The organism is Bradyrhizobium sp. Leo170 (assembly GCF_004296405.1).
Lineage (GTDB): Bacteria > Pseudomonadota > Alphaproteobacteria > Rhizobiales > Xanthobacteraceae > Bradyrhizobium.
In genome coordinates this window covers 1-25,926 of sequence record NZ_PSRR01000096.1, presented here as the reverse complement: position 1 = coordinate 25,926, position 25,926 = coordinate 1, and the positions used below count along the sequence as shown (strand labels likewise).

The 25,926-nt window shown below is 61.8% G+C and carries 31 protein-coding genes; 12 read left to right on the top strand and 19 right to left on the bottom strand.

The annotated features are described in order from the left end of the window. Positions 1-192: 192 nt before the first annotated feature. From CWO89_RS18120 to CWO89_RS18110, 3 genes are read right to left on the bottom strand one after another with little or no spacing between them, the layout of a single operon-like run. Entirely contained in the window at positions 193-612 is a 420-nt protein-coding gene (locus CWO89_RS18120; protein ID WP_130580122.1) for a hypothetical protein, read from the bottom strand. Positions 613-661: 49 nt separating this feature from the next. Next, positions 662-1,894 (bottom strand): HlyD family secretion protein, encoded by a 1,233-nt coding sequence (locus CWO89_RS18115; RefSeq protein WP_130580121.1) that lies wholly within the window; start codon positions 1,892-1,894, stop codon positions 662-664. Then, the gene (locus CWO89_RS18110; RefSeq protein WP_245476360.1) at positions 1,887-2,348 is read right to left on the bottom strand and encodes a hypothetical protein; all 462 of its coding nucleotides are present in this window, start codon (positions 2,346-2,348) and stop codon (positions 1,887-1,889) included. Before CWO89_RS18110 ends, CWO89_RS18115 begins: the two co-directional genes overlap by 8 nt. Positions 2,349-2,501: 153 nt before the next feature. Between CWO89_RS18110 and CWO89_RS18105 the strand changes: the two genes are divergently transcribed. The 3 genes from CWO89_RS18105 (at position 2,502) to CWO89_RS18095 (ending at position 4,479) form a co-directional block, all read left to right on the top strand. Then, positions 2,502-2,957 carry a hypothetical protein gene (locus tag CWO89_RS18105; protein WP_130580120.1) on the top strand — a complete coding sequence of 152 codons (456 nt, stop codon included), beginning with the start codon at positions 2,502-2,504 and terminating at the stop codon, positions 2,955-2,957. A 45-nt stretch (positions 2,958-3,002) separates the two neighbouring features. Beyond that, positions 3,003-3,800 (top strand): polyphosphate kinase 2, encoded by a 798-nt coding sequence (gene ppk2, locus CWO89_RS18100; RefSeq protein WP_130580119.1) that lies wholly within the window; start codon positions 3,003-3,005, stop codon positions 3,798-3,800. Positions 3,801-4,044: 244 nt separating this feature from the next. Next, complete coding sequence (locus CWO89_RS18095) at positions 4,045-4,479, top strand: hypothetical protein (protein WP_130580118.1); 435 nt, start codon at positions 4,045-4,047, stop codon at positions 4,477-4,479. Positions 4,480-5,152: 673 nt separating this feature from the next. Here CWO89_RS18095 and CWO89_RS18085 read toward each other — a convergent pair. After that, complete coding sequence (locus CWO89_RS18085; protein WP_130580116.1) at positions 5,153-5,581, bottom strand: hypothetical protein; 429 nt, start codon at positions 5,579-5,581, stop codon at positions 5,153-5,155. A gap of 185 nt (positions 5,582-5,766) precedes the next feature. Then, the gene (locus tag CWO89_RS18080; RefSeq protein WP_130580115.1) at positions 5,767-7,461 is read right to left on the bottom strand and encodes a SulP family inorganic anion transporter; all 1,695 of its coding nucleotides are present in this window, start codon (positions 7,459-7,461) and stop codon (positions 5,767-5,769) included. A gap of 152 nt (positions 7,462-7,613) precedes the next feature. Here CWO89_RS18080 and CWO89_RS18075 point away from each other — a divergent pair, with 152 nt between their 5' ends. Both CWO89_RS18075 and CWO89_RS18070 read left to right on the top strand, forming a co-directional pair. Beyond that, the gene (locus tag CWO89_RS18075; protein WP_130580114.1) at positions 7,614-8,498 is read left to right on the top strand and encodes an alpha/beta hydrolase family protein; all 885 of its coding nucleotides are present in this window, start codon (positions 7,614-7,616) and stop codon (positions 8,496-8,498) included. A gap of 29 nt (positions 8,499-8,527) precedes the next feature. Next, entirely contained in the window at positions 8,528-9,124 is a 597-nt protein-coding gene (locus CWO89_RS18070; protein WP_245476359.1) for an invasion associated locus B family protein, read from the top strand. A gap of 16 nt (positions 9,125-9,140) precedes the next feature. Here the strand turns inward: CWO89_RS18070 and CWO89_RS18065 are convergent, their stop codons facing one another. Further along, positions 9,141-9,515 (bottom strand): response regulator transcription factor, encoded by a 375-nt coding sequence (locus CWO89_RS18065; RefSeq protein ID WP_130580113.1) that lies wholly within the window; start codon positions 9,513-9,515, stop codon positions 9,141-9,143. Positions 9,516-9,719: 204 nt separating this feature from the next. Further along, complete coding sequence (locus CWO89_RS18060) at positions 9,720-10,352, bottom strand: response regulator transcription factor (protein ID WP_165421219.1); 633 nt, start codon at positions 10,350-10,352, stop codon at positions 9,720-9,722. A gap of 227 nt (positions 10,353-10,579) precedes the next feature. Between CWO89_RS18060 and CWO89_RS18055 the strand changes: the two genes are divergently transcribed. Beyond that, positions 10,580-11,266, top strand: a complete 687-nt coding sequence (locus tag CWO89_RS18055; protein ID WP_165421218.1) for a helix-turn-helix domain-containing protein — start codon at positions 10,580-10,582, stop codon at positions 11,264-11,266. Here the strand turns inward: CWO89_RS18055 and CWO89_RS18050 are convergent. Further along, entirely contained in the window at positions 11,193-11,708 is a 516-nt protein-coding gene (locus tag CWO89_RS18050; RefSeq protein ID WP_130580112.1) for a potassium channel family protein, read from the bottom strand. The two genes, CWO89_RS18055 and CWO89_RS18050, sit on opposite strands and share 74 nt — an antisense overlap. A gap of 25 nt (positions 11,709-11,733) precedes the next feature. Beyond that, positions 11,734-12,087: a phasin family protein gene (locus CWO89_RS18045; RefSeq protein ID WP_130580111.1), complete on the bottom strand. Its 354-nt coding sequence runs from the start codon at positions 12,085-12,087 to the stop codon at positions 11,734-11,736. 338 nt (positions 12,088-12,425) lie between these two features. Between CWO89_RS18045 and CWO89_RS46985 the strand changes: the two genes are divergently transcribed. Both CWO89_RS46985 and CWO89_RS46980 read left to right on the top strand, forming a co-directional pair. Next, positions 12,426-13,073, top strand: coding sequence for a CoA transferase subunit A (locus CWO89_RS46985; RefSeq protein WP_130580110.1), 648 nt, complete (start codon positions 12,426-12,428; stop codon positions 13,071-13,073). A 3-nt stretch (positions 13,074-13,076) separates the two neighbouring features. Then, complete coding sequence (locus tag CWO89_RS46980; protein ID WP_130580109.1) at positions 13,077-13,727, top strand: 3-oxoacid CoA-transferase subunit B; 651 nt, start codon at positions 13,077-13,079, stop codon at positions 13,725-13,727. Positions 13,728-13,793: 66 nt separating this feature from the next. Here CWO89_RS46980 and fabI read toward each other — a convergent pair whose 3' ends face one another. The 5 genes from fabI to CWO89_RS18010 all read right to left on the bottom strand — a co-directional run bounded on the left by fabI (position 13,794) and on the right by CWO89_RS18010 (position 20,258). Then, positions 13,794-14,585 (bottom strand): enoyl-ACP reductase FabI, encoded by a 792-nt coding sequence (gene fabI, locus CWO89_RS18030; RefSeq protein ID WP_130580108.1) that lies wholly within the window; start codon positions 14,583-14,585, stop codon positions 13,794-13,796. After that, complete coding sequence (locus CWO89_RS18025) at positions 14,582-15,796, bottom strand: acetate/propionate family kinase (protein ID WP_130580107.1); 1,215 nt, start codon at positions 15,794-15,796, stop codon at positions 14,582-14,584. Before CWO89_RS18025 ends, fabI begins: the two co-directional genes overlap by 4 nt. A gap of 5 nt (positions 15,797-15,801) precedes the next feature. Then, the gene (locus CWO89_RS18020; RefSeq protein ID WP_130580106.1) at positions 15,802-16,773 is read right to left on the bottom strand and encodes a phosphate acetyltransferase; all 972 of its coding nucleotides are present in this window, start codon (positions 16,771-16,773) and stop codon (positions 15,802-15,804) included. Between the two features lie 29 nt (positions 16,774-16,802). Continuing rightward, positions 16,803-19,055: a DUF3141 domain-containing protein gene (locus CWO89_RS18015; RefSeq protein ID WP_130580105.1), complete on the bottom strand. Its 2,253-nt coding sequence runs from the start codon at positions 19,053-19,055 to the stop codon at positions 16,803-16,805. Positions 19,056-19,172: 117 nt separating this feature from the next. After that, positions 19,173-20,258 carry an AI-2E family transporter gene (locus CWO89_RS18010; protein WP_130580104.1) on the bottom strand — a complete coding sequence of 362 codons (1,086 nt, stop codon included), beginning with the start codon at positions 20,256-20,258 and terminating at the stop codon, positions 19,173-19,175. A gap of 236 nt (positions 20,259-20,494) precedes the next feature. On the opposite strand from CWO89_RS18010, the gene CWO89_RS49560 reads away from it, so the two are divergent. Together CWO89_RS49560 and CWO89_RS18000 are read left to right on the top strand one after the other, a co-directional pair. Further along, positions 20,495-20,737 (top strand): GCG_CRPN prefix-to-repeats domain-containing protein, encoded by a 243-nt coding sequence (locus tag CWO89_RS49560; RefSeq protein WP_130580103.1) that lies wholly within the window; start codon positions 20,495-20,497, stop codon positions 20,735-20,737. A gap of 286 nt (positions 20,738-21,023) precedes the next feature. After that, positions 21,024-21,545 (top strand): GNAT family N-acetyltransferase, encoded by a 522-nt coding sequence (locus CWO89_RS18000; RefSeq protein ID WP_130580102.1) that lies wholly within the window; start codon positions 21,024-21,026, stop codon positions 21,543-21,545. A gap of 50 nt (positions 21,546-21,595) precedes the next feature. Here CWO89_RS18000 and CWO89_RS17995 read toward each other — a convergent pair whose 3' ends face one another. The 3 genes from CWO89_RS17995 to CWO89_RS17985 form a co-directional block, all read right to left on the bottom strand. Beyond that, positions 21,596-21,796, bottom strand: coding sequence for a hypothetical protein (locus CWO89_RS17995; RefSeq protein WP_130580101.1), 201 nt, complete (start codon positions 21,794-21,796; stop codon positions 21,596-21,598). 213 nt (positions 21,797-22,009) lie between these two features. Then, positions 22,010-22,447 (bottom strand): hypothetical protein, encoded by a 438-nt coding sequence (locus CWO89_RS17990; protein ID WP_207234509.1) that lies wholly within the window; start codon positions 22,445-22,447, stop codon positions 22,010-22,012. 225 nt (positions 22,448-22,672) lie between these two features. Beyond that, positions 22,673-22,939, bottom strand: coding sequence for a hypothetical protein (locus tag CWO89_RS17985; RefSeq protein ID WP_463699353.1), 267 nt, complete (start codon positions 22,937-22,939; stop codon positions 22,673-22,675). Between the two features lie 127 nt (positions 22,940-23,066). On the opposite strand from CWO89_RS17985, the gene CWO89_RS17980 reads away from it, so the two are divergent. Then, complete coding sequence (locus CWO89_RS17980) at positions 23,067-23,915, top strand: metal-dependent phosphohydrolase (protein WP_130580098.1); 849 nt, start codon at positions 23,067-23,069, stop codon at positions 23,913-23,915. 177 nt (positions 23,916-24,092) lie between these two features. Next, a complete protein-coding gene (locus tag CWO89_RS17975) occupies positions 24,093-24,317 on the top strand; it encodes a hypothetical protein (protein WP_130580097.1) in 225 nt (74 codons plus the stop codon). Positions 24,318-24,387: 70 nt separating this feature from the next. Here CWO89_RS17975 and CWO89_RS17970 read toward each other — a convergent pair whose 3' ends face one another. Both CWO89_RS17970 and CWO89_RS17965 read right to left on the bottom strand, forming a co-directional pair. Further along, the gene (locus CWO89_RS17970) at positions 24,388-25,497 is read right to left on the bottom strand and encodes a hypothetical protein (protein WP_130580096.1); all 1,110 of its coding nucleotides are present in this window, start codon (positions 25,495-25,497) and stop codon (positions 24,388-24,390) included. Then, positions 25,497-25,926 (bottom strand): 5-bromo-4-chloroindolyl phosphate hydrolysis family protein (locus CWO89_RS17965; protein ID WP_207234508.1); only part of this gene is annotated, 430 nt, incomplete at its 5' end. The genes CWO89_RS17965 and CWO89_RS17970, both read right to left, overlap by 1 nt.

The following is a 25,926-nucleotide window of genomic DNA, read 5'->3' as shown; positions in this document are numbered from 1 at the left end:
TCAGACGTCCAAACGTTTGCATCTCAAGCTCGGCAATTCTAGCGCGAATTGCACCGCGGCCAACGGCTTACTCCGCCGGGCGAGGAGTTCAGCAGCGCGTCGTGACCCGACCGTAGGCGTTCCCTGACTGCACGCAAGGGACTCGATGACTTGAATCAACCGCGCGCCGCGCGCATTGCGTCACGGCAAGCGCTATGATTTGCAGCGGTGATAGGTGACTTCCATTCCCTCGATGCCAGGAAACAGGCGCGTGATGGTGTCGTCATCAACCACTTTGAAGAAGAGTTGGATGTTTTCGAGCATGATCCCTGAGGCGCAGCCGACGACCATATTGACGTTCTCGTCGTTGTCCTTCCTGGATTTGATCGAGCAGGTCGCGTACTTGGCTCTCAGACGATTGGGCTCGGCGATGAATCCGCCGCCATGCACGCCGGGAAAATTGGTGAAGGCGACCAGCTTTGCCCTTCCCTTGCGCGTGAATACCTTGCTGCATTGGTCGGCGCTCGCGACCCATGAGCCGGTGAGATCAAACGCGGCCGCATTTCCGAATAATCCCACGACGGAAACGGCCAATGTTGTCACAAGCACCGGAAACCCGCGAAGTCCCTTCATTTCATGCCCCCTTCCAGAAGGTCGCAGGCACTTCCGTGCTCGCCGCGTATCAATGGCCGCTGAACACCAGGGTCTTGATCGGCAACAGCAGCGCCTGGATCCGCAGCAGCAACGCATGCACCAGTCCCACGCCATCGACCACATGCAGCGCGATGCGCCGGCCCGCGCTGGTGTCCTTGTTGGAGATTTCGTCATGGTTGCTGGTGTAGGCGTTGACGATGCAACTGCTGCCCGGCGTGACCCCTTCGAGGCCGCCCTTGTAGAGCGGCTCCAGGAACACCAAGACGGTCCCCGGCCGGATGATGTTTTGCGCTTCGACCAGTTGCTCGCCACCTCTGAACTGGCCGGCGGCGATATAGTCCTGGACCGTCGTGACCACCATCGGAATGATGACCCAGGGCCTTGAGATACAGGTCGCTTCCGCCACCATGCCTTCCCTCATCACCTGGGCCTCGATCTGGCCGAATCCGGCCTGCAGGATCCGCCGGCCTGCACCCTCCGGGATAAGGATGCCGGCCGGCCGCATCAGCGGGTTGACGACGTCGCCAACGCGAAGCAGGAACTGCTCCACACGACCATCGACGCCGGCGCGAACGAAAGTCTTGTCCATATCCACTTGAGCTTGCGCCAACGCGGCTTCGGCGCTTGCCTTCTCCGCCGGCAGCAGTGTTGAAACCCGCAAGGTCGCGGACTGCTTGACGGCCACTGCGGCGTCGATCCCGGCTTGCCGTTGATCGACGAGGACCTGGAGTTTTTCGATGTCGCGCTGCGGCACGATGCCGGGATTGCGGCGCTGCAGTTCGCTCTTCACATCCAATTCGTCCTTGGCTTGCTGATGCGCGCTTCTTGCTTCCTGGGTCTGTGCCTCGGCCTTGACGACATCGGCTTCCGCGGCCACCAGCGCAGCGTCCACCTCGGCGACCTTGCGCTTGGCCGTTTCAAGGGCTGCTTCCTGCTTCGAATCGTCCAGCCTGAAGATCACGTCGCCTTTCTTCACCGGTGCGCTGAAGTCGAAATTGACTTCCGCGACGCGCCCGGAAGCCTCCGGGAGGATCGGGATCGTCCGGAAGAACAGCGTGGCGGTGTCGGTTGCGGGATGGAAATAGAAGATCATGGTGATCAGCGCTATCGTGAGCATGAGGCAACTGGTTATGCCCCACCTCAGCTCGAACCAGACCGAGAAGAAGGTGATCTCCTTGCCGAAGCGTTTGCCCTGGACGTAGCGGCGGAAGAGATAGTCTGGAAGGACCGTCACGAGGGAGCAGATCAGGAGCTCAAGCATTGCTGGACTCCCTTGCCTTCGCGGCATCCGGGCCTCTCGTCTCCGATGAGGCGGCCGGAAGCGCCGGATCCGGTTTGGTTTCAGGCCTTGCCGCGCCGCCTTCATCCGCAGCAGCACTCGCTATCTTCTCCACCGAGCCGGCAATGCTGCGCAGCGGCGTGCTGAAATCGGGAAGATCGATCATGGCCAGCAACAGCGCCGCGACCCAGAACAGGTGGATGTGCGTGAAAAGCGCCAGCAAGCCGAGGACCGCGACGATCTCGAACTGCAGCTTTTGCGATTTGTGCGCCATCCGCTCGGGCAGGCTGTGCAGGCGCCAATAGAGCGTGCCGACCCAGAGCACGACGGCTACCAGGAAGATGCCCATCACAACCATCAGCACGTCGACCTCGTTCGGCGGCGTGATGAAAAAAGGCAGATGATGGGGCGCAATTGGATGAAGCTGCTCGCTCAACTGCTTCTCCCGGGTCAGGAATTGGGCCTTTGACCGTTCAGTCTGGGTACCGTCGTCCAGGGGTCGCTTGATCTGGATCAAAGGTGCGCCCCTACCCGGCCCTAGCCTTTCGCGAACGACCAGAGGAAACCGGCCATTCAGGAGATGTCAGCCATGCCAGCGAACATTGATGACCTGATCCCCAACGCCAGCCAGATCCAGAAGGAGGCCGCCCTCCGGGAGGCGGAAAAGGCGGATGAGTATGTCCGCCGCGCGGCCGCCGCCGAGGCCGAGAAGAAAGCCCTGATCGATCGGCTCAGCCGGCCCTCCGGCAAGTCCGAGGAGGAAAAAATCCAGTTGGCATCGACCATCATCCAGCGCGCCGTGCGGAACGGATTGACCGAAGTCCTGGTGTATCGCTTCCCGAATACGCTGTGTACCGACAAGGGCCGCGCCATCAACCAGATGGAAGCGGGCTGGGAAGCCACGCTGACCGGGATTCCCAAGGAGATCTTCCAGCTTTGGACCGACTACCTGAAGCCGCGCGGCTACCGCATCCGCTATCAGGTCATCGATTTTCCCGGCGGTGTGCCCGGCGACATCGGCGTCACCATCGCCTGGGGCGATTAAGCGGCCGGCCGGTTCAAGACGATCTGAAACAGTGGAAGCCTGGACATGGCAGATGCGCCCGCCGCACGGATGAAGCGGAAGATCTATGAGAAGGAACTGGAGAAGCTCCAGGTCGAGCTATGCCATCTCCAGGAATGGGTGAAAGCGAACCAGGCGCGGGTCATCATCCTGTTCGAAGGCAGGGATGCGGCGGGCAAGGGAGGCACGATCAAGGCGATCACGGAAAAGGTCACCCCCCGCGTGTTTCGCGTCGTCGCCCTCCCTGCGCCTTCGGATCGCGAAAAGACGCAGATGTTCATCCAGCGCTACATGCAGCATTTCCCTGCCGGGGGCGAAATCGTCATTTTCGACCGGAGCTGGTACAACCGGGCCGGGGTCGAATATGTGATGGGCTTCTGCAGCCCCGCCGAGCACAAGCGCTTCCTCGAGCTGTGCCCTACCGTGGAGCACTACGTCGTTGAGGCCGGCATCGTCCTAATCAAGCTGTGGCTCGAGGTCGGGATGGAGGAACAGGAGCGACGATTCAGGGCCAGGATCAACGATCCGCTGCGGCAATGGAAGCTGAGTCCGATGGATACGGAATCCTATCGACGCTGGTACGCCTACTCGCGGGCACGCGACCTGATGCTCAAGGCCACCAGTTCGAAACATGCGCCATGGCACATCATCCGCTCCGACGACAAACGGCGGGCACGGCTGAACTGCATCTCGCATATCTTGGACATGATCCCGTACAAGCGCGTTCGCCGGAACAAGGTCAGGCTGCCCAAGCGTTCCAGCAAAGGACGCTACAACGATCAGACCGGGCTGCGCGGGATGGCGTTTGTTGCTCAGCGGTACTGACCGGATGCGGCCAAGTTCCAAATTCCGAGCTTTTCTCAATCGTCCGCCATCCGGGACTCGCAACGCCAGCTTGATTTATGTCAAGGGAGCGACCACCGCGCACGAATAGCGTTAATAATGGCCGACCATTCCGGCCGAGCAGGGATAGGTTCGAGGATCATCTCGCCATCCGTCGCGATTTGCCAACGGCGGCATAAAGAATCATTCGGTCTTCGAATCTTGTCCGCAACAAGAGGAGAGCGCAATGACACGGCTGCCAGTGATTGCCGCAGCAGTTCTAGCGATTGCTGCATCTGCCCCCATTCTTTGCACGACAACAAGCCCCGCATCAGCCCAAGGATGGCAAGGCAGGGACGGCAATGTGGGCAGCGATTTGAGAGACCTTCTGAGAGACCGGATTCAAACGCGCGAAGATCTACGGGATCTCATTATCGACCTTCTGCGAGATCGACAGGAGATGCGGGGCCGCCTGCGCGAGCGGATGGGCCAGTGGCGTGACCGCGAGGAGGATGAAGGCGACGGGAGCTGGCGCGGCGGTCTGCGGGAGCGGCTCGCCGAGAGGTTGGCTGAGCGACGCCATGGAGGTGAGGGAGGAGGCTGCTATTTCCTTACCCGCAGCCTGAGTGACGAGGACCGCGATTTTATCCTTATCATTCGTCGGCGTGTGTGCCGCGACTGAGCATCTCAGAGTGAGCCGGAGCGGAATCACGACGAGTTCCGCTCCGGCCTCTCGCTCACAATGAGGAGACTCATGATGAACAAGGCCTTTGCCCTCACCGCCACGCTTTTGCTTATCTCTCCGCCCGCCTTCAGTCAGAACGCCCCCAGCTCAGATCAGCGAGACTCATCATACTCTCGAAGCGATCGTGATCTGGACGATGTTCTGCGGGCAATCGGCGAATCTGGTCGCGGGGGAGCACGCAGAGGCGGCGCCGCGTTCTTCCTGCGGAATGGCGACGCGATGGTGGCTGTGCGCTGCGATCCACAAGACTCCATGAAGGCATGCGTTGACACCACTCTGACGCTCCTTGAGCGGGCGCGCTCCATGCAGCCTGGAGGAGGAGCGCAGAGTGGCGCTCCGGGAGCACCGAGTGGCGCTCCAGGAGCACAGCCCCAACCTCGCTGACAACTCTGAAAGCCGGGATGTCTGCTTGCCGCTTACGGCCCGGACGACGGATTTGCACGCTTTCGAGTTAGCCGAAACGATAGGCGGCTGCGTGCGTTCCCGAGAGCTGACGATTCTGATTTGGCAGGCGGACGCTCCCTGGGCGGGCTGACTCTCGCGCATCGCACAAGAGCGCCTCGTCCCCGAAAAGCAGACCACGGCACCGCAGCCATGGCCCGCTGCGCGATCATTTCAATCTTATGGTGACGCCACCGACGGCGGCTGAGACTTCGGCTCCGATCTTCGGTCCGCTGAGTTGCAAGATCACGCCATTGTTGTTTCGTAGCTGAACGCCACCGGCGCCGGCGGCAACGGCGCCACCAGCGCCGACCGCGCCGTAGCTGCCTTCGATGGACTCAGGCCCCCGCAAATTCAGCGCGCGCCCAACAAGCTTGGTGGTCGAGGCTCCGATCGTGAAGCCAACGCTCATGCCGGAGACGGTGAATGGATAGCGCTTGCCCCGGAGTATCAGCACGCCCTCGCCGCCGCCGACGCCGACGACAAAGCCGCCTTTGGTGAAGACGACGGCAACCTGGCCGGTCTCCGCCCGCGACGGCGTACTCAGTCCTGCCAAGCCCAGCATCGCCAGCACCGCGATCACCCCAACATGTCTCATGATTTACCTCCAAGAGCGATTTAGAGAACAGTTTGCCAAGACTACTTCCCGCGTCAGACGCGCTCGACGGCGGGTTTCTCCCGATCGTCGTGTACGGCGACACTGAATGGTGGTGGGTCGCGCCGCCGCCCCTTTGATCCAAGTCAATGCTGCGTTAACCCGCAGCGAGCTCCTCAGGCGCTCGATCATCCGCCGGCCTTGCTCTCGCCAAGCACGCTGTCGAGCGTCCGCATCCAGTTGCGGCTATCGATCTTTTCCGCCAGCCCGTCCGCCTGCAACAGGTCGCGCAATTGAGCATGAGCGCCGACGATGCAGAACGTCACCTCGCGATCTGCCAGTTCGTCATGCAGATCATGCAACATGCGCGCGCCGGCCAGATCGATGAAGGGCGATGCCGAGAGGTCGCAGACCACCATCTTGATGTCCGACGATTTTCGCAGTGCAGCCAGAACAGTGTCGAGGATCGTCTCGGCATTGACGTAGAGCAGCGACGCTTCGGGACGGAATGCGATGACGCCGGCGAGCGGCTCCACCCCATGATGCCTGGCGCTATCCGAATAACGGCCGGTTCCGGGGAGCCGTCCGAGAAAAGCCACATGCGGCTGCGACGCGCGGACGAGCAGCAGGAAGATGGATGCGAGTGCCGCAAGCAGCACTCCCTGCAGGATTCCAAGCAGCAGCACCGAAGCGAGCGCGATCGCCGCCGCATAGAAATCGATCCGGCTGATTTTCCACATACGCAGCAGCGCGGGGATGTCGACCAGCCTGTACACGGCGCTAAGCACGATCGCAGCCAACACCGCCTTGGGAAGATTTGTCAGCAGTCCCGTGAAGAACAGCAGACACAGCGCAAGCGTGACCGAGCAGAGCACCAGCGCCAAAGGCGTACGGGCCCCGGCCGCGTCGTTCACCGCAGATTGCGACAGGCCGCCGGCAACCGGATAGCCGTGGCCGAACGCCGCCGCGAGGTTGGCCGCACCCAGTCCCAGAAACTCCTGCCGGACATCGAGGCCGTAGCCATGCTTGGCCGCAAAGCTTCGCGCCGCAGAAATCCCCTCGACATAGGCAAGCAACAGACAGCCGGCCGCGATCGGAAACAGCTCTGCAGGCTTCGACAGCCCGAACGAAGGCATTGCAAGCGCCGGCAGCCCTTGCGGAATCGCCCCGGTAATCGGCACTCCCAGCGCCGGCAGGCCAAATATCGATGCAACCAGAATCGATAGTGCGACGACGGCGAGTCCAACCGGCTTGCCCGGCAGGAGGCGCTCGCCGATCAGCAACAACAGCAGCGAAGCAAGACCGATCGTCAGAACAAGCAAGTTGACATCGCCGAGCTGCCCGGCGAGCCGAACAGTCCGGTCAAAGAAATTGTGGCCACCGCCCGCAACACCGAACAGGCTGGGTAGCTGGGTCATCATGATCGTCAGCCCGGCGCCCGCCTTGAATCCGACCAGGATGCTATCGCTGATCAGGCGTACCAGAAGGCTGAGCTTGAACAGCCAGGCGATCAGGCAGAGCAACGCCACCGCACAGGCCACCAGGCTCGCGATGTCAGCGTATCGCGCCGGATCGCCTGCGGCCAAAGCTCCGGCCGAGCCGGCGATCATGAGCGAGATCGCGGATGTCGGACCAATCGCAAGCTGACGCGAGGAGCCGAGGAGTGCATAGCCGACGCCGCCAAGCAGATAGCCGTAGATTCCGACATGAGGGGGCAGCCCGGCGAGCGCCGCATAGGCCAGCGAAACCGGTATCGCGTAGGCGGCGAGCGTAATCCCCGCGACGGCGTCCAAGGACAGAAAGGAAAGCCGATAATTGGCAAGCCACTCCATCGGCGGAAAGAGCCGCGTCCATCCCGGTTGCTGAGATGACGATGGCTTCATGTGAATTGGCCCGTCACGCGAGATTTGAGGCGCTATAGCGATCGCCGAATTGCTCCGATCAACGGCGGCCTGGAGCCAAGCGGGATTGATCTGGATCAAGCGTCGCTTCGGATTCGATCCGTCAACTCGCCTCGTTACGGCGGAGCTCTGATATGGGTCAGGCTTGCTCACGATTCCTGATAATACTGTTCGTCTTCCTCAGCCAGATCGCGCCGGCGCGCCCTGACGATCAGAACGCTCCCGCGCGCATTCAGGAGGAAGTCTGGGCGCTGCCGCTCGTCCTGCCGACCATCGCCTATGTGGTGCGTCCGGTCGGCGACGGCCCCTTCCCGCTCGCCATCATGAATCACGGGGTGTCACTTGACCCGGTGCAGCGCAGCTTCTTTCCGCTGGTCGAATTCCGCGACGCCGCTATGTGGTTCGCGCGACGCGGCTACCTCGTGGTGGCACCGGTTGGATCGGGTTACGGCGCCTCGGCGATCGACATACCCGAACGCGGGCTCTACGGACCGTTCTTCTCCAAGATCGGCAATTGCACCAATCCGAACTTCCACGACGCCGGCATGGCGGTTGCGCAGCTCGACCTCTTGATCATCGACTATATGGCAGCCGAGAAGAAGATCGTGCCGAAGGATGTCATCGTGATCGGCCAATCGGCCGGCGGCTGGGCGTCGATTGCGCTTTCGAGCGCAAACCCGGCGCAAGTCAAAGCCATCATCACCTTTGCAGCCGGACGCGGCGGCCGCGTCGATGGCAAGCCGAACAACAATTGTGCGCCGGACCGGCTGGTCGAGGCTACCCGTGAATTCGGCCGTACGTCGCGGGTGCCGATGCTCTGGATCTACATTGCAAACGACACGTTCTTCGGCCCGGCGCTGTCGAAACGAATGCACGAGGCGTTCACCGCCGCAGGCGGCAACGCCGAGTACCACCTGCTTCCGCCGTTCGGTGACGATGGACATTTCCTGGTCGGCTCGGCCGATTCCATTCCGATCTGGGCGCCGCTCGTCAGCGTGTTCCTGGACAGGCACAAATAGCGACGGCGACCGGCGTGAGGAGCATAGCCATGAAGATGCAGCCTCCTGGACCGTTTCCGATCCCGTTCGTCGCCCTGATATTATCAGCGATGATCGCAGGCGCTCCGGCGAATGGACAAAAGGTGCCGGCTGGCGCGCAACCCGGGGGAGCCGAAATCGCGCCTCGCGGCCAGCGCGAAGCGCGCGACATCAGGTTTGGCGACTGGGAGAAGGTCTGCTTCAAGCCCGGTGGCGCGAAGATGGTCTGCCGCACCACGATCAGCGGCACTTTCAATACCGGCCAGACCGCGGTTCGCGTCTATCTGACCGAGCGCGAGGACAATAGCGGCGCGCGGCTACAGCTTTTCCTGCCGGTTGGTCTCTATCTGCCGGCCGGCGCCACGCTCACCGTCGATCAGGGCACGACCTATCGACTTCCGTTCACGTGGTGTCTCACCAACACCTGCATTGCTGGTGACCTCGCCAACCCGCACCTGCTGCACGACATGGACTCCGGCCAGAAACTCTTTCTGCAAGTGGTCGACACCAACTTGCTGTCGGTGAAGACGGCGCTGCCGCTCGATCAATTTGCGACCGCGCGCAAAGGCGCACCGGTACGCGTTTTCGAACAGGATATCGATGAGTGAGGATAAACACGCGCGGCTAGGCGATAGCCGCCGCCATTCTTTCGATCGGCTCGATCAGTGATTTCGCCGAAAACGGCTTGGTCAGGTAAGCGACGCATCCCGACTCCGTCGCCGCCGTGCGGTTCGCATGGCTGTCATTGCCAGTGATATAGATGACCGGCAAGCTGATGCCGTTGTCCAGGAGCCGGCGACGCAGATCAATGCCGGATTGACCATTCAGATTGATATCCAGGATGATGCAGAAAGCGCCACCGAAATCGTCGTGGCCAAGCAGCGCGCTGGCGGACTCGAATAGCGTCGTATCAAACCCGTGCTGCCCCAGCAGACGCTTAAGGCTCCTGAGCATGGATCGGTCGTCATCTACGACAAGAACAGATCTTCGATTCGGCAAGGTGCTCAGCTTTTCGAGGATGTTTTCGGCCGTCTTCTGCAGTCGGCGGCCTGACCGCGAGCCGAGAAGCTCGATTGATTTCGCACCCCGAGATACGCGCTGTCATCAAGGTGTGATATTGTCCGTTCGGACAGGTGTCCTGAGGGAACCCAACACCCTTTGCGTATTTTTCCTGTCAAAGTGCGATAGTTTCGATCTCGGACGCTAACGGTCTGCATCGTTCCTTGAGCCGAGCACGCCGAGCCGCTCCGCGATCGATACCAATTCGGCGAGCGAGTGCACTTGCATCTTTTCCATCACCTGGTGTCGGTGCGCTTTCACCGTGCGCTCGGTTGTTCCCAATTGATGCGCGATCTGCTTGTTGATCTTGCCGCGCACGATCAGCTCGAACACCTGTCGCTCGCGCGGCGTCAGCCTTGCAAGGAGGGAGCGATGGGAATCGAGCTTGCTGCGCTGGCTGCGCACTGCGCCATGACGAGCAATGGCGCGCTCGATTGCATCCATCAACTGTTCCGAAGACACTGGTTTGGTCAGGAAATCCTCCGCGCCGGCCTTGATTGCCCGCACGGCCGTCGCAGTGTCGGCGTACCCGGTGAGGAACACGATCGGCAGCGTCGAACCGAGTTCGCTGAGACGATTTTGCAGTTCGGGACCGCTCAGGCCGGGTATCCGCACATCGAGCAGGATGCATCCCAGCCGCTCATTGTCCGACAGACGATCCAGTAGCTGCTGAGCGGACGGATAGGTTGCGACGTCATAGCCGGCGAGCTTCAGCCGCCGCTCAATGGCTGTCCGAAACGAAGCATCGTCATCAACCACGTGAACGAGGCCAGGCAATTTTCCCTCCGAGGAGGCATGGAGCCGCATCGTGACCGGTAGTCTCGCCGCCGGTCCGACACCATTGCCTACTTGTCCCATAGTACAATGGTCCGTGGGACAATGATTAGGAATCCTGCCTTCGTCGCAGATCAACTTTAGCGAGACTGGACCCGATACCGCATTCTTGCAGCGCAATACTTCTAAAGACTGACAAAAATCGTGACGTTCAGGTTAGGAGTTGGGCCATGTTTTCCTATGTCAACATCGATCCGGCAGCATCCCTACCTAATATGCTCGGCGCGTTCGGCATGGCGAGCGCTTCGAACCCGATGGTGACCTTAAACGAATTTACGTACAAGAAAGGGACGGAGATCTACGGCGAGAAAGAACCTGCCGATTACGTCTATCAGGTCAAGTCTGGTGCAGTGCGAAGCTACAAGCTGCTTTCAGACGGCCGCCGTCAGATTGGCGCGTTTCACCTGGTCGGCGATATCTTCGGGCTGGAGAACGGCAGCGAGCATCGTTTCACGGCCGAGGCGATCGTCGACACCGCGGTGCGCCTGGTGAAGCGTCGCAGCCTCGAACTCGTAGCCGAGAGCGATGCGATGGTCGCCCGCAACCTGCTCAGCATGACCACGAACAACCTGCAGCACGCCGAGGATCACATGCTCCTGCTCGGCCGCAAGACGTCGCTCGAGCGCGTTGTTGCCTTCCTGCTCGAAATGGACAAGCGCCTGACCGCGGCCGGCGTCATGGCGCTGCCGATGTGCCGCCGTGACATCGCCGATTATCTCGGCCTGACGCTGGAGACGGTCTCTCGCGCCCTGTCGCGGCTGCACGAGCTCGGCATCCTCGGATTCATCGGCAACAACCAGCGCCAGATCGTGCTCCTGGACCGGCCCCAGTTGGCGGGCCTCGATTTGCAGAACTGAAAGGCCCTCCTGGCTCGGCGATCGATGCAAGGTGGTCGTACGACCTGCGCAGCACCTCGAACAACAGGGCCGTCGACCAGCCGAACATCAGGATGCCGTTCATTGCGGTTATCGGTCCCGTCAGCCGCCATGATGCCGCGGGCGTGATATCGCCGTAGCCGAGGGTGGTGTAGTTCACGAAGGCGAAATAAACGAGGTCGGCGCCGGCAGGTGCGGCACCGACGATCGCATAGGCCAGTGCCCAGACAAAGACGTCGAGGGTATGAGCCAGCATCAGCAGGATTGCCACAACGACCATGACGCCCATCAGATGAAGTCTCGGCCAAACAGGGTGTCGTTGCTCTGCAATACGGGCGATGGCGACCACAGCGACGGTCACCAGCGCGTGGATCATGATGTTGACTACGCTGATGACTGCGCCGACAAGGAACTGAAGTGCCATCCGTCGGCCCCGGCCGCTAAGCAAATCAGCTCTTGGGAGTAAACACGCCCGCTGCCGCCTTCATGGCCGATTCGCCCATGCTCCTCCCCTGTTCCATCAGCGCTCGCATCTGGTCCTGGAAGAACTCGGACTGAATCCTGACTATGTCCGGCACATCCTTAGCCTCGATTAGCCGGTCGCAGAGGTCAAAAGTCGTCGCGGTCTGCCGCCGCATATGATCACAGAACTGCTTGGCCTGCCCGGCAATCGGGAGCTGTGAGGAGTTCAAGCCCTTCTCAAGCATGTCAAAATAATCCGAATTGGCCTTGCGAACACGGCCGAGATTCTCTGTGAGCATCGTCCGGACCTTGTCCGCTGCCACTTCTTGGGGGTTCGACATCGCATCCTCCTCTCCTGATGAAATCCATTAAGGTGCCGTCTATTTCGCGAGGCCGCCGAACCAGCCGCCACAGAGCCGCCAATTCGAGGTTCACCGAACGCCCGGTGCCGGGCCCGATGACGGGTCGACTGTCCCTCAGCCTCCGCCGTTGTCCTGAGGTCGGCAAGCAAAATCCCGCCGTCCCGCTCACCCAAGAGCGCAAGATGCGGGTGGCGGATCTTCGGTACCCGTCGCTCCAGCGAATACTCTTGATACAGATCAAAGCGACGCGGTGAGCGGGAGCCAGCATCGCACCGGTACTGCCCTAGATCAATCGCGTGCCGACCGGAGTGCCCATCATGAAGGCCATTTCCGTCGAAGAAGCCGTTGCGATGATCCCGGCCGGCGCAAGTGTCATGGTCGGCGGCTTCATGGGCGTTGGTACGCCGGAACGCCTGCTCGACGAAGTCGTGCGCCAGCACAAGACGGGCCTAGTCTTGATCTCCAATGACGCGGCGACACCTGGAAAGGGCGTCGGCAAGCTGTTCGACGCCGGCCTGGTCTCACGCCTGACGGCAAGTCACATTGGCCTCAATCCCAAAGCACAGCAGCAAATGCTGGCCAACCAGATTGCCGTGGACCTGATTCCGCAGGGGACATTGGTGGAGCGCATCCGCGCCGGAGGCTGCGGCCTCGGCGGCGTGCTCACGCCGACCGGCGTCGGAACGACAGTTGCCGAAGGCAAACGTCAGATCGAGATCGACGGAAAGGCGTTCCTGCTCGAGACCGCAGTGCGGGCCCAATTCGCCCTGGTCCACGCCTTCCTCGCCGATTACCTCGGCAACCTCTCTTATGCGCTGACCGCGCGCAACTTCAACCCTGTCATGGCGATGGCGGCCGATACCGTGATCGTGACTGCCGAGCACATCGTTCCGGTCGGCGTCATAGCGCCCGACCACGTGGTCACACCGGCGCCGCTTGTCGACTATCTCATAGCGAACGAGTGAACCATGGATGCACAAGAGATCATCGGCCGCCGCGTGGCACGCGAGCTTCGCACCGGCCATCTGGTGAACCTTGGGATCGGCATTCCGACACTGGTGGCCAACTACGTGCCATCAGACATCAAGGTGTTCTTCCAGTCCGAGAACGGTCTGATCGGCACCGGCCCGATCCCGGAGCAAGGGATGGCCCATCCCCATCTGACCGATGCAGGCGGACGGCCGATCAGCGCGCTTCCGGGGGCCTGCACCTTCGACAGCGCAATGTCGTTCGGATTGATCCGCGGCGGCCATCTCGACGTGACCGTACTGGGCGGCCTGCAGGTCGACGCGGAGGGACACCTCGCCAACTGGATGATCCCAGGCAAGATGGTGCCAGGCATGGGTGGCGCGATGGACCTGGTCAGCGGCGCCAAACGTGTCATCGTGGCGATGCAGCATGCCGCGAAGGGAAAATCGAAGATCGTCAGAAAATGCACCTTGCCCCTGACGTCGTCGCGAATAATCGATCTCGTCGTCACCGACATCGCCGTGATCGGCTTTCCGGACGGCAAGGCGATGTTGATGGAGACCGCTCCCGGCGTCACGGTCGCCGAGGTCATGGCAGTGACGGAAGCCGAACTCGTCATTCCCGACACGGTTCCGGAAATGACGATCTGACGAGGTAACGAACGCGCGGGTATTCAGCGCTGAACAGCTTCCAACCGCTGCGGCGCCCGGGTCCACTCAATCGATGATGTGATAGCCGCCATCGATGTACGTGACCCCACCGGTGATCAGCTTTGCGCCGTCGAGCGCCAGGAAGGCCGTCGCATTGCCGACGTCATTGATGCTGACAAGGCTGCGCGCGGGCGCCTTCGATTGCGCCTTGTCCATCAGCTCGTCGAATTCGGGAATTCCCGACGCTGCGCGGGTGGCCAGCGGCCCGGGCGAAATCGCGTGCACCCGGATTCCCTTCGGCCCCAGTTCGGCCGCGGCATAGCGCACGGCCGCCTCAAGCGCCGCCTTCGCGACCCCCATGACGTTGTAGTTCGGCACCACCATCTGGCTGCCGTAGTAGGTCATCGTGAACAGCGTCCCGCCCTCCTTCATCAAAGGTTCGGCCAGATGCGCCATGCGCAGGAATGACCAGCACGAAATCTCCATCGTCTTCAAAAAGCCATCCCGTCCAACATCCACGACGCGGCCATGCAGCGCTTCCTTTGGCGAGAACGCGATCGAGTGCAGCACGAAATCAAGCCGGCCCCAGTCCTTCTCGATGCGCTCGAACACCTGCTCCATCTGGCCTTCGGTGTTGACGTCCAGCGGCATGAAGATCGGGGCTTCCAGCGCCTGCGCCAGCGGCTCGACATGCTTTTTGGCCCGGTCGTTCAGGTAGGTGACGGCCAGATCGGCGCCGAGCGCGCGAAACGCCTTGGCGCAGCCCCATGCGATCGATTGATCGTTGGCGATGCCCACGATCAGGCCCTTCCTCCCCTTGAGAGCAACCTTGGTCTCCGGAAACACGGGAATATTCATGATACCCTCTCGCGGTTCGGGCTGGATGATGGACTGTTCAACAGCACCGACAAAGTGTGCTGCGCGATCATCAGTTCCTCATCCGTCGGCACGACGTATACCGGGATGCGGCTGTCGGACCGCGATATGAGCCGCGCGTGGCTGGCATTCGCGACCGGATCGAACGCAATGCCGAGCCAGGCCAACTGCTCGACGATGCGTGAGCGAATTCCAGCCGAGTTCTCGCCGATGCCGGCCGTAAAGACGAACGCGTCCAACCCCTGCAGCGCCGCCGCCAGCATGCCGGCGTTGAGGCAGATCCGATAGACGAAATACTCGATTGCGAATATCGCGTGCGGATCGTTGCTTGCCTCCAATTGCCGCATATCGTTGCTGACGCCGGAGAGACCCTTCAATCCGCAACTGCGATAGAGAAAATCCTGGACGTTCGAAGCCGACATTCCCTTTTCGGATATGAGGTAAAGCACGACCCCGGGATCGATCTGCCCCGGACGCGTCCCCATCGGCAAGCCATCAAGCGCGGTGAACCCCATTGTGCTCTCAACGCTGCGTCCACCCTTCAGGGCACACATCGACGCACCGCTGCCGAGATGGGCGACAATCACCCGCCCTTTCGCAACATCCGGCGCGATCTGCGGCAAGATTCTCGCGATATATTCATACGACAGGCCGTGGAATCCGTAGCGCCGCACGCCCTCGGCATGGAGCTGATAAGGGATCGCGTAATAGTCGGCCACCGGGCCGTGGGTGCGGTGAAAGGCGGTGTCGAAACACGCCACCTGCGGAAGGGCAGGAAAATTGGCGAGCAGCGAACGGATCGGCGCCAGATTGTGGGGCTGATGCAGCGGTGCCAGCGCGACATAGCGCTCCAGGCGCGACACCACGCCATAGTCGATCAGCACCGGCCGCTCATAGTCCGGACCGCCATGGACAACGCGATGCCCGACGGCCATCGGGTTGATGCGAAGCTCGTCCCGCAGCCACGCTCCGGCAACAGCCATTGCGGCCGGGATGTCCGAAACGCTTTCGATCTGGTAGGCGCGCTCCGCCAGCGGATCGCCGTTTGCATCGACAGCGCGCAGGCGCGGACGGCTGCCGATGCCATCCATCTGGCCCTTGATCTGCCGCCGCAGCCTCCCTTCTCCCTCAATCGCAAAGATCTGGAATTTGACGCTGGAGGAGCCCGCATTGACAACGAGGATCGTATCCATGGCGATCACGCAGCCGCAATTGGAGCAAGCCGGCGCCGCGCGTCGGCATGGAGCGCCGCGACCGCGCAGGAGGCCATGCGCGCCCGCGGCGAATCGGCGCGGGACGTCAGAACAATCGGCACCCGGGCCCCGAGCACGATGCCGGCGCTGTCGGCGTTCGCAAAATAAGCCAGATTCTTTGCCAGCATGTTGCCGGCCTCGAGGTCGGGGACAACCAGGATCTGCGCGCGCCCCGCGACCTCGGACTTTATCCCCTTGATCCTGGCCGCCTCCACGTCGATCGCGTTGTCGAAGGCAAGCGGCCCGTCGAGCACCCCGCCGGTGATCTGCCCGCGATCCGCCATCTTGCACAGCGCCGCCGCCTCGATGGTGGACGGGATCTTGGGCGTGACCGTTTCGACCGCGGACAAGATCGCCACCCGCGGCAACGTGCCGAAACCGGCCTGCGTGAAAAGATCGATGGCGTTCTGGATAATGTCCCGCTTGTCATCGAGATCAGGGAAAATATTGATGGCCGCATCCGTCACAAACAGCGTATCGGCATAGGCGGGGACATCCATCACGAACACATGACTGATGCGCCGATCGGTCCGCAAGCCCGTCGCCTTTGCCGTGACGCTGCGCATCAGCTCGTCGGTGTGCAGGCTGCCCTTCATCAGCATTTCGCCCTTGGCCGCGTGGATCAGCTCGACGCCTTTGGCGGCCGCGGCGTCGCTATGGGGAACATCAATGATCTCAACGCCGGCGATGTCGAGGCCATGCTTGCTTGCGGTATTCCTGATCTTGGCTTCGGGGCCGACCAGCAGCGGACGGATGATGCCGGCTTCTGCGCTGTCCAACGCACCGCGCAGCGAGGTCTCGTCGCAGGGATGCACGACAATGGTCGGCACCGGCGGCACAGCCTTGGCGGCCGCGATCAACCGATCATATTTGGTATGGGATCGCACTTCGCCTGAATCTGCGGGCATGATGCTCATGGTGGCGCTCCGGATTCTTCCAAACGGCGTTACGACGCCTTCGCTTTGGGATCGGTCTTGGGATCGGTTTTGGGATCGAAAGGGGCAACGTTCGAGGCCCTGTCCGACGTCTCTGTCGCATCTACGCCGAACAGCTCAGCCACATGGTGCAGGCGCTTGGCAGTCTCACCCGAAATCGCGGCACTCGCGGACAGCACGTCGCGGATGACGGCGAAGGCCGCGCGGCGCTCCTGGGCATCATCGGGCAGCAACTTCGGGATCGCTGCCAGCGCCTCCTTCTGGTCCAGGAGCAGTATGAAGAATTGCTCGCGCACCATCATCTTGAAATCCGCCAGCGCCAGACGCGGCCCGCTGTCATTGCGTCGAACCTGCCGCAGTGCTTCCAGGCTCCGTTCATCGACCATTCCCCGCGCCGACCCGACATAGAGCAAGCCGCGAATGGTTGCCTCCCGAAGACCGCCCTCGTCGATCTTGGATTTCAGCTCTGATATCCGCGCCCGCAACCTCTCGCGATATTCGGCCGACATCTCCTGCCGCCGCGACGGCGTGGACTGCGGATCGATTCCAACCGCCGCCTGAAGCGCACTCGAACCGTAGACGGTAAGGAAGACCGCCTCGCTGAGGGCTTCCTGCGAATCGCGCCAAGTGTCGAGCGCGTGGACGATTTGCTTGGAGACTTGCTCCTGGAAGGCAAGGAACGGATTGTCTGATGATACCGGCTTGCGATGCTCACTCGCCGCATCTGCCGCCGCTTTCACGGCGGCCATGAAAGGATTGTGGCTACTGAAGACCTCATATTGCAGGCGCAGCGGGTGCAGCTTGCGCATCCACTCGGCCATCTGCGGCGTCACCATGCCCTTGATCCAGGGCTGGACGAATTTCCGGTAGGCCGCGAGATTGATCTCGGACACGCGCTTGGCGGTGGCGAAGCGCCGCTCGTCCTCCGGCGAATTGCCGCCCATAGCGCGGATATCGTCAAGCGTGCGCGCCTCGCAGCGCATCACCCACTGGCCGACGGCAAGATCGGGATTGACGGTATCGGCGCCCTTTGCCTCGAAGGTCGCTTCATAGAGGCCCGGCGGCAGCACGTCGATCAGATCGATATTGCTGGAAAATTCCGCATGTTCCTTCTTGGCGATGCCGCCGGACACGAAGATTCCGAGATGGCCGACGCTCTCATGAACCGTGTAGACGATGGTCTGGCCGTAGGCCCTGATCTCGTCGACGTCGGCGTAGAGATCGAGGATCCAGTCCAGCGCCTGCTGTGGCGGAGTAATGTTGTCTCCCTTGGAGCAGAACACCACGACCGGCGATTTGATGTTGCGCAGATCGACCGTCTTGCCGTCCGACATCTTGATGCGACCGGCGGCGAGATTGTTGCCGATGAAGAGTTCATCGACGATGAACTGGATTTCCTCCGCATTCAGGTTGACGTGCCCGCCCCACCAGCGCTCGAATTCGAGGTAGCGGTCCGCCTCGGTGTCGACCTTCGAATACACATTGTATTGCTTGGTCCACAGCGTGTTCGAAGGGTTCTGGCTCTCGAAATTCTGCACCAGCCAGGCACCATCGAACTTGCCGGCACCGAGGTCGCTAGTGAGCGCCGTCAGCCAGCCCCCCCCGAGCAGACCGCCCGAATAGCGCATCGGATATTTGCCGTGCACGCCGGCCCAATAGGCAAGCGGCGCGCCGGCGATGATGACGGGCCCGAACAGCTCCGGACGCAGCGACGCAAGGATCATCACGGCCCAGCCGGCCTGACAGTTGCCGATGACGCAGGGCTTACCATCGGCATCAGGATGGCGCCTGATGACTTCCTCGATGAACAATGCTTCCGCGCGCGCGATGCGCTCGATGGTCTGGTGCGGCATCGGCTCCGGCAGGAAGCCGATGAAGTAGCAGGGATGACCGGCCTTCATGGCGACGCCGATCTCGCTGTCCGCCTTGAACCCGCCAATTCCCGGCCCGTGTCCCGCGCGCGGATCGACCACGATGAACGGCCGCCGCTCGAGATCGAGCTCGGTACCCTCGGGCGGAATGATGCGCACCAGCGCATAGTTCACCGGTTCGGAGAGCTTGCGCCCGTCCATGACCAGTTCGGCGCTGTAGTGCAGAACATGCGGTGCCGTCTGGGCAATGTGCTGCTGATACTGGTCGCCGCGCCGGCGCAGGATGTCCAGGAACAGCACGCTGCGCTGCCCGGCATCAATCATGTATTCCACGGCCGAGGCAATGAGGCCCGATATGGGATCGCGCGAAAGCGGTGCCTTGTCCATCGACATGTCCGGACCTCCCTGTCGCTTGTCGATTGAATGCGCCGCGCCACCTCGGACTTTGATTTAGGTCAACGTCGTGAAGCGGAACAGAATGGTCCGTTTTGAGCGGCTTCGGCTCGAGAGCTATTGTTCCGCTGATTGCGCAAGGCGGCTGCGATCCTGATTGATCCAGGCCACCGTCAACTCCCAGGCGACTGACAGGATGACCGGGCCGATAAAGAGGCCAAGAATTCCGTGCGCAAGCGTGCCTCCGATCACCCCGATAAGGATGACGAGGGCGGGTGTAGTAAGGCCGCGTCCCATCACCAGCGGCTTCAAGATGTTGTCGAGCAAGCCGACGATCACCAGAAACACGGTCAGTGGCAGCGCCGTCGTGAAGTCTTTCGCTGTCCAGAGCCAGATGATCACGGGAAGCAGGACGACCGTCGCACCGATCTGCACGATGCTCAGCAGCAGGATCGCGAAAGCCAATAGGCCCGCATTTGGAATTCCCGCCAGCTTGAGACCAATGCCGGCGAGCAGGGACTGGATGATCGCGACGCCGATAACGCCTTGAGATACCGCGCGTATCGTTGCCCCCGCCAATTCCAGGAAGTGCTCGCTCTGCTCGGGAACGACGCGGGACAGGAACCCCCTGCTCGCCGCCACAAGCTGCGGTCCATAGGGAAAGAGAAAGCCGGCCAAAGCAACCGACAGGAGGAATTTGAGCGTTCCGACGCCGGCATTGCCCGCAAGGCCGAGAATCGTCGCAGCCAGCGGCTTCAGATAAGGAGCGATTTCGCCCAGAACGGCGCGGAGATTGGTCGATGCCTGATCCCAGAGATCGTAGAGCTGCGGGCCGATCAGTGGCCAATCCTTGATGCGCCCGGGCGGCGAGGGAACCGCCAGGCTTCCCGCGCTGAGTTGTGCAGCAATTTCCCGGAGGCCATCCACCGCGCCCAGACCGAGCCAGGTCGCCGGCCCGATGACTATCGCGAGGTTGACGATAGTGAGAAGCGCCGCCGCCAGCTTCGGGCGTCCGCCGAGCAAGTTGGCGAGACCGTTAAAGACCGGATAGAACGCAACGGCGAGCACCACGCTCCAGGCCACGATCGGCACGAAGGGTCGTACAAGGACAAAAGTCCAGTAGATCAGAAAAGCCAGCAATCCAAGCCGGATTGCAAGCTGGATGATGTCCTCCCCGGACAAAAGCTGGCGAAGTGTTCTCAAGGGCGCACCCTCGTTCGAGGCTGCGCGAAAGCGTACCCGCCTCGTTCCGCGACGCGGCTTGATTTAGATCAAGCACACCGGCCCCACTGCCCCCACCCCCGCGAAATCAGTGCCCTCGCCCGCTCGGTTTCGTGCTCGGGAGGGGCTTCGCTTTTCCGCCCCATTGATCCAAGATCAATGCCGCGCGCTCCGCGCAGCACTTGCCTGCAAAACATGAGAGGCGAGAGGAAATAGAGATGAAAGTAACATTCGCAGTTCTGTTCGCAGCCATATTCGCGAGCATCGGCATGGCCAACGCCGCGGACGGCTGCGGCCCCGGTTGCCATGTGGCACGCAACGGCGGGTGCGTCGTCGACGGCTGGGATAGAGGCGCGCGTGTGCGCAATGAGTGTCCGGTCGGGGCTCACCCCCGTCCTCCGTGCTACCGGTGGTTCGTCTGGAGCCGTCGCGACGGAGCCTGCATCATCAGCCCCAACTAGGGTGCGATCCAGATTGGAATGGTCGGCGTCCATCGTCGGAGCCGGCTTGAGCGAGCCGCGCCTCGCGGCCCGCGTAGATTCACACGACAATCAAGTGCCCGTGACTAATGGCGACTTGATCTAGATCAAGCACCGTGGTCCCCCCGAGCGGCAGGTTTGATTGCCGATGACGCGGCAATGGTTCTGAATGCCTTGGTTGAATCGAGCGCCATGCTCCGGTGCAGGCCGCCTCACTCCGCTTCGTCGGCGAGACCGGCCGTCAGATTGTTGGAACAAGAGGCAGCAGATGCCGGAAGCCGCAACCTACACGGCGCGCGAGCGTCTGAACGACGGCAGCGGCGTCGAAATCCGATCGCTTCGACCGGACGATGAGGCCGACATGATGGCTGCGGTCGGGCGGGCGAGCGCGCAATCCCTGCAGCGCCGTTTCTTCGCGGTGAAGCGCGGCTTCTCGGAGAAGGAGCGCGCCTTCTTCATGGAGATCGATTTCAGAAATCATGTCGCGCTTGTCGCACTCATCGAGGAAGCCGGCCGACCTGCGATCGTCGGAGGCGGCCGATTCGTTGTATTCGAGCCGGGGCGAGCCGAGATGGCATTCGTGGTCGTCGATGCCTGGCAGGGACGGGGCATCGGCTCGATCCTGATGCGTCACCTCGTCAAGATTGCTCGTAATGCCGGGTTACAGGAATTGAGCGCAGAGGTTCTGCCCGAGAATGCCGCGATGCTCAAAGTGTTCGGAAAATTCGGCTTCAAGCCGGTCTCGCGGCGAGACCCGCAGACGATCCATTTGGCGCTGACGCTCAGCTAAAAACGGATCATGGCCCTGCTGCCATGCGCTTATCACGAGCACTTTGCAGGTCAGAGGTAGAGCACGGCAACTGCGGTTATTGCCCCAGAAAATATTCCGAGCGAGATGACGGCCGCTTTGAATACCAAGTCATTCTCGGCAAACCACAACAAGCCAGACTTCAATCGGAGAACGCCCTTGCGCCAACGCAACCGGGCGATGGCGAAGATCACTATGGTTTTCGCCCGGGTCGTGTTTGAGAACGACGGCATGGCCCCAATACTCCACACCACCTATGATGTGGCTGCGGCTGGCAATTGACCAGTGCAGTTTGTGCCACTGAAAGCTCGCAGCGTAGCAGCGCTTGCCTAGGCTGAAGGCGCGACTTCGCTTTCCTCCGGCGCTAGTCGCATGTGATCTCTCAGCCGCTCATCCTCGCCTGCGCTCCACCCCACTCCCGTGTGCGGCGCGAGCGAGGGGAGTCTTCAGTCGTCGTCAGCTCCCTGAATGGAGAAGCCTTGGCCATACGGGTTCGTCGGGCTATCCGGTACGTACGGATTTCCAGCACCGAAGGGATTGTTGACGCTATCCGGAGAGAAACGACTTCCATAACGGCCGTATGGGTTTGAAATCGAATCCGGATCATACGAGTTGCTGCTTAAGCGCCCGCGATAGTTTCCCTGGCTGTCATACAGCTTGGGTGCATCCATCGCGTACGGATTATTGGCGGAGCTGTTGCTGTGGGTGCTGCCATATCGCCCGTACGGATTATTGACGCTGTTTGGATTGTAGGGACTACCAGCACCGAATGCGTTCCCCGTAGAGTTCGGGGCATATGGGTTGGCGGAATAGTTGCCGAGGTATTGCGCGCCTGCGCTAGATGTCATCACGACCAGCAGGGCGATGCTTAAAGCCATCTTCATCGGCATTTCCTCTTCGTTGCAGCATCACGGTCGTACTCGTCGGACATACAGTCTTCAGGCAGTATGGCCGCACTCAACTTTTCACGACGCTTCCTGAACGTCACGTGACCAACCGCCATGATGCATACCGTAGCCGGATATCCGGCGGCTGCAGCGGTCCTTGCGGGCCGAGCTTGACCGGCCTATCGGCATAGGCACCCACCTCACGTGCGGTCGGGCGCACCGCTACCTCAGCCCGAGAAGGGAGCGCCGGTAGCCGCTGGCGCGGGCTTCGCTCCTGCACACAAAGCTTCCGGTGTGACCCAGTCCGTAACGTTTTTGCCCTTTCAGGTAATAGCGCGCGCGCCGGAAATCGAGCCAAACCACGGAATCATCAGGACAATGCCGCTGGGCCTGGGCGTGATAGCGGAACGGCGTCAGCGGGACGGCCTTTGCCTCGTGTGCGGCGCACACGAAAAGTGAGAAAAAGACGACAAGTCCACTGTGGTTGATCCAGGTCAACGGCGCGCCCCCGGGCGTTTCTAACGTCCCGATCCATATCATTTTCAACGTGCCGCCTGAAGACGGCCGGAACCGACTGTGCTATCTTTCGACCGGCCGCGATTGAGCGAGCAGCAACATGCTCACCATTCCACATCTCACCGCGCAGGCGCTCGGCGCCTTTCTGGCCTCCGAGACAAACGGACGGTTCGGCGCGTCTTACGGTTACCTCAACGAGCTCCTGCCGTATGCGGCGCGCCTGGCGCTCGAATGCATCGGCAACAGCGACGCGCTCTATCACGATATCGAGCACTCGATGCTGGTCACCCTGGCCGGCCATGACATCCTGATGGGGCGCGCCTTGTCGCGGCCGACGACGGCCGAGGACTATTCAAATTTCATCCTGGCCTGCCTGATCCACGACATCGGCTATGTCCGCGGCGTCCTTCAAGGGGACGGGGACGACCTCTATGTCGCCGATGTCACCGGCGCGACCATCCGGCTTCCGCGCGGCGCGTCCGATGCAGCGCTCGCACCCTATCACGTGGACCGGTCCAAACTGTTCGCGCTGGAACGTTTCGATACCGTTGAACACGTCGACGCCAACCGGATGGCGCGCGCGATCGAATACACGCGATTTCCCTACGCGCCGTCATCGTCGGACGACGATCTGAACAATGAAGAGGGCCTGCTGCTGCGCGCCGCGGACCTGATCGGCCAACTCGGCGACCCCAACTATCTGAGGAAGGCGAACGCTCTCTTCTATGAATTCGAAGAGACCGGGATGAACAAGCAGCTCGGCTACGATACCCCGGCCGATGTCGTGTACAAATATCCGCAGTTCTATTGGAACACCGTTGCGCCGCAGATATCGACCGCCATTCGATACCTGAACGTCACGTCAAGCGGCCGCCAATGGATCGCAAACCTTTACAGCAATGTGTTCAGGGCGGAACGAGAGATGAGGCTGTCCGGTCCGGAGCTGTGACGCCCATCAATTGCCCGCCCCATCAATTGCCGGGGCACACGCGGCATGTGGCAGATGTAACCGAATTATCCGGCCTTGAAATGTGCGCGTAACCCTGACCTTCGAAGTTCCGGCATGCGGCACCGCTCGCGGTTACCGCAAAATGCATTCGTTAGCCGGAGGCACAAGGAGGAATTCATGGCAAACAAACTCGCACTGGCTGCATCGGTCATCATGCTGATCGCAATCTCGGGCGCGGCGGTTGCAGGCAGCCCGAAAACGCACGCGCGCACGCATTGGTCCGCGGCATCTTACGCTGCACAAGCCGCGTACTACCCTTACGCCTTCGAGCCCGCAGCGCCCTCGCTCGCGTACTGGCCCAACGTGCGCCGGTATCAGGGCGGACCGAAGTCCGACTATTGAGATCGCCGGCATAGCCAGCCCGGCAGGCTGGTAAGGCCCAACGATTAAGGCGCGGTGCACCGCTTGCGAGCTACGCTGCCAACCGGTCGAGCAGCGCCAGCATGACCGGGGCGTCCGGCATCGGCAGCACCGCGTCGATGCGCTCGATCAGGCGCGATTGCAGCAGCGCATTGCGCGCCTTGCCGATGGTGCCGAGCGGACCGCGGAATCCGTGATCCTCCCATGCCATTTCGAGCAGGCTTTCGCTCATCAGCGCGTCGATGAGGTCGTCGGCCTGGCGCTCGATGCTGATCAACGGATGCGCGGAGAACACGGTCGGCTGCGGATAGAGGATCACCGGCTTGGCCGGCGCGTTGGCCTCCAGCCGCTTCCAGCGCTCGGCATCCTGCAGCACCCACTCCACCAATTGATTCTCGTAGCCGACGATCAGCGGCTGCGCACCGGCGCCGCCGGCAACATAATCGTCGAACAGTTTTCCCGAGGACGGCGGCTTGAAGCCCATGCGGCGGAACACGGTGGCGACGTCGCCGTCGATGCGGCTCAACGTATCCGGCATCACCACGTCGCCCGAGAGCAGGCTCGCCGCGAGGCCGGCGAACATAAATCCCGAATTGGATTTGTTTGGATCGGTGCAGACGATGCGGGCGCGGCCGAACAGGTCTGAGACGCCGATCGCCGCCCAGGTCTCGCCAGCGATGATCGCCTTGAGCAGCTTTGAAAGGTCCGCCTTGTAGCGCGGGCCGCCCATCGGCTCGGCGAAGCCGCCCTTCACCAGGCCATCGGCGATGCGGTCCCATGAATAGAGCACGATCGGCGAGTTGAAGATCACCTGGTCGCGCGAAATCTTCACGCCCGAGGTGCGCGCCACCTCCACCAGCACGGAGGAAGACGGCCACAGGAATTGCGGCTTCTGGTCGAGCAATGCACGCTCGCGCACCATCTCCACCGATCCAGCGCGGCGCCCGTCGAGCACCAGCCCAAAGCGGCGTTCGAGCACGCCGCGGACACGCGCATTGGCGAGGAAGCCTTCCTTCTCGCCGCCGGCGAACCCGAACAGCTTCTTGGCTTCACCGAAGCGGCCGGCGATCTCAGGATGTTCGCGAAGATAGAGATAGCCTCCAGTCGCCGCGGCGCTTGCGGCGACGAGGCCGATCCCGAACGCACGACGCGACATGGCCATCAGGTTGTTCCCTTCTTCTGCCCGGACGGGATATCGGCCCGCGCCGGTCCGATATCCTCGTCGAGCGAGCTTTTCAAAAGCTTGAGTTCGATGTCGAGCCTGTCGAGATCGGCATCCTGCAGATTGGCCGCGTAGCGCGTGAACGCGGCATCGAGCCGCTCGATCAATTCACCGGTCGCGGCAAGCCGCGCGGCGTCGGGCACGGCGCTGCGCTCCAGCGAAGCATAGGCCTCAGTGATCTCGGCCGCGCGCGGCAGGTAATAGGTGAGGAAGCGCCTGACACGGTCGATGCGCAGCGGGTCCCGCTCGATCGCGGCGAAGATATCGCGCGCGATCTTCACGAGGTGGCGGACGCGCTCGGCCACCGCGCGGGTCCGGATCGCTGCCGCCGCGGTTTCCATCCGCTCCGTCAGCGGCTCGGCCTCCGTC

Coding starts and splice junctions, on each gene's coding strand:
- ppk2 (WP_130580119.1), top strand. CDS start 3,003: ATGGCAGATGCGCCCGCCGCACGGATGAAGCGGAAGATCTATGAGAAG.
- CWO89_RS49560 (WP_130580103.1), top strand. CDS start 20,495: ATGAAAGTAACATTCGCAGTTCTGTTCGCAGCCATATTCGCGAGCATC.
- fabI (WP_130580108.1), bottom strand. CDS start 14,585: ATGAATATTCCCGTGTTTCCGGAGACCAAGGTTGCTCTCAAGGGGAGG.
- CWO89_RS46980 (WP_130580109.1), top strand. CDS start 13,077: ATGGATGCACAAGAGATCATCGGCCGCCGCGTGGCACGCGAGCTTCGC.
- CWO89_RS18000 (WP_130580102.1), top strand. CDS start 21,024: ATGCCGGAAGCCGCAACCTACACGGCGCGCGAGCGTCTGAACGACGGC.
- CWO89_RS18025 (WP_130580107.1), bottom strand. CDS start 15,796: ATGGATACGATCCTCGTTGTCAATGCGGGCTCCTCCAGCGTCAAATTC.
- CWO89_RS18050 (WP_130580112.1), bottom strand. CDS start 11,708: ATGGCACTTCAGTTCCTTGTCGGCGCAGTCATCAGCGTAGTCAACATC.
- CWO89_RS18115 (WP_130580121.1), bottom strand. CDS start 1,894: ATGCTTGAGCTCCTGATCTGCTCCCTCGTGACGGTCCTTCCAGACTAT.
- CWO89_RS17975 (WP_130580097.1), top strand. CDS start 24,093: ATGGCAAACAAACTCGCACTGGCTGCATCGGTCATCATGCTGATCGCA.
- CWO89_RS17980 (WP_130580098.1), top strand. CDS start 23,067: ATGCTCACCATTCCACATCTCACCGCGCAGGCGCTCGGCGCCTTTCTG.
- CWO89_RS18045 (WP_130580111.1), bottom strand. CDS start 12,087: ATGTCGAACCCCCAAGAAGTGGCAGCGGACAAGGTCCGGACGATGCTC.
- CWO89_RS18095 (WP_130580118.1), top strand. CDS start 4,045: ATGACACGGCTGCCAGTGATTGCCGCAGCAGTTCTAGCGATTGCTGCA.
- CWO89_RS18015 (WP_130580105.1), bottom strand. CDS start 19,055: ATGTCGATGGACAAGGCACCGCTTTCGCGCGATCCCATATCGGGCCTC.
- CWO89_RS18070 (WP_245476359.1), top strand. CDS start 8,528: ATGAAGATGCAGCCTCCTGGACCGTTTCCGATCCCGTTCGTCGCCCTG.
- CWO89_RS18020 (WP_130580106.1), bottom strand. CDS start 16,773: ATGAGCATCATGCCCGCAGATTCAGGCGAAGTGCGATCCCATACCAAA.
- CWO89_RS18120 (WP_130580122.1), bottom strand. CDS start 612: ATGAAGGGACTTCGCGGGTTTCCGGTGCTTGTGACAACATTGGCCGTT.
- CWO89_RS17990 (WP_207234509.1), bottom strand. CDS start 22,447: ATGAAGATGGCTTTAAGCATCGCCCTGCTGGTCGTGATGACATCTAGC.
- CWO89_RS17995 (WP_130580101.1), bottom strand. CDS start 21,796: ATGCCGTCGTTCTCAAACACGACCCGGGCGAAAACCATAGTGATCTTC.
- CWO89_RS18080 (WP_130580115.1), bottom strand. CDS start 7,461: ATGAAGCCATCGTCATCTCAGCAACCGGGATGGACGCGGCTCTTTCCG.
- CWO89_RS17970 (WP_130580096.1), bottom strand. CDS start 25,497: ATGGCCATGTCGCGTCGTGCGTTCGGGATCGGCCTCGTCGCCGCAAGC.
- CWO89_RS18055 (WP_165421218.1), top strand. CDS start 10,580: ATGTTTTCCTATGTCAACATCGATCCGGCAGCATCCCTACCTAATATG.
- CWO89_RS46985 (WP_130580110.1), top strand. CDS start 12,426: ATGAAGGCCATTTCCGTCGAAGAAGCCGTTGCGATGATCCCGGCCGGC.
- CWO89_RS18075 (WP_130580114.1), top strand. CDS start 7,614: ATGGGTCAGGCTTGCTCACGATTCCTGATAATACTGTTCGTCTTCCTC.
- CWO89_RS18085 (WP_130580116.1), bottom strand. CDS start 5,581: ATGAGACATGTTGGGGTGATCGCGGTGCTGGCGATGCTGGGCTTGGCA.
- CWO89_RS18105 (WP_130580120.1), top strand. CDS start 2,502: ATGCCAGCGAACATTGATGACCTGATCCCCAACGCCAGCCAGATCCAG.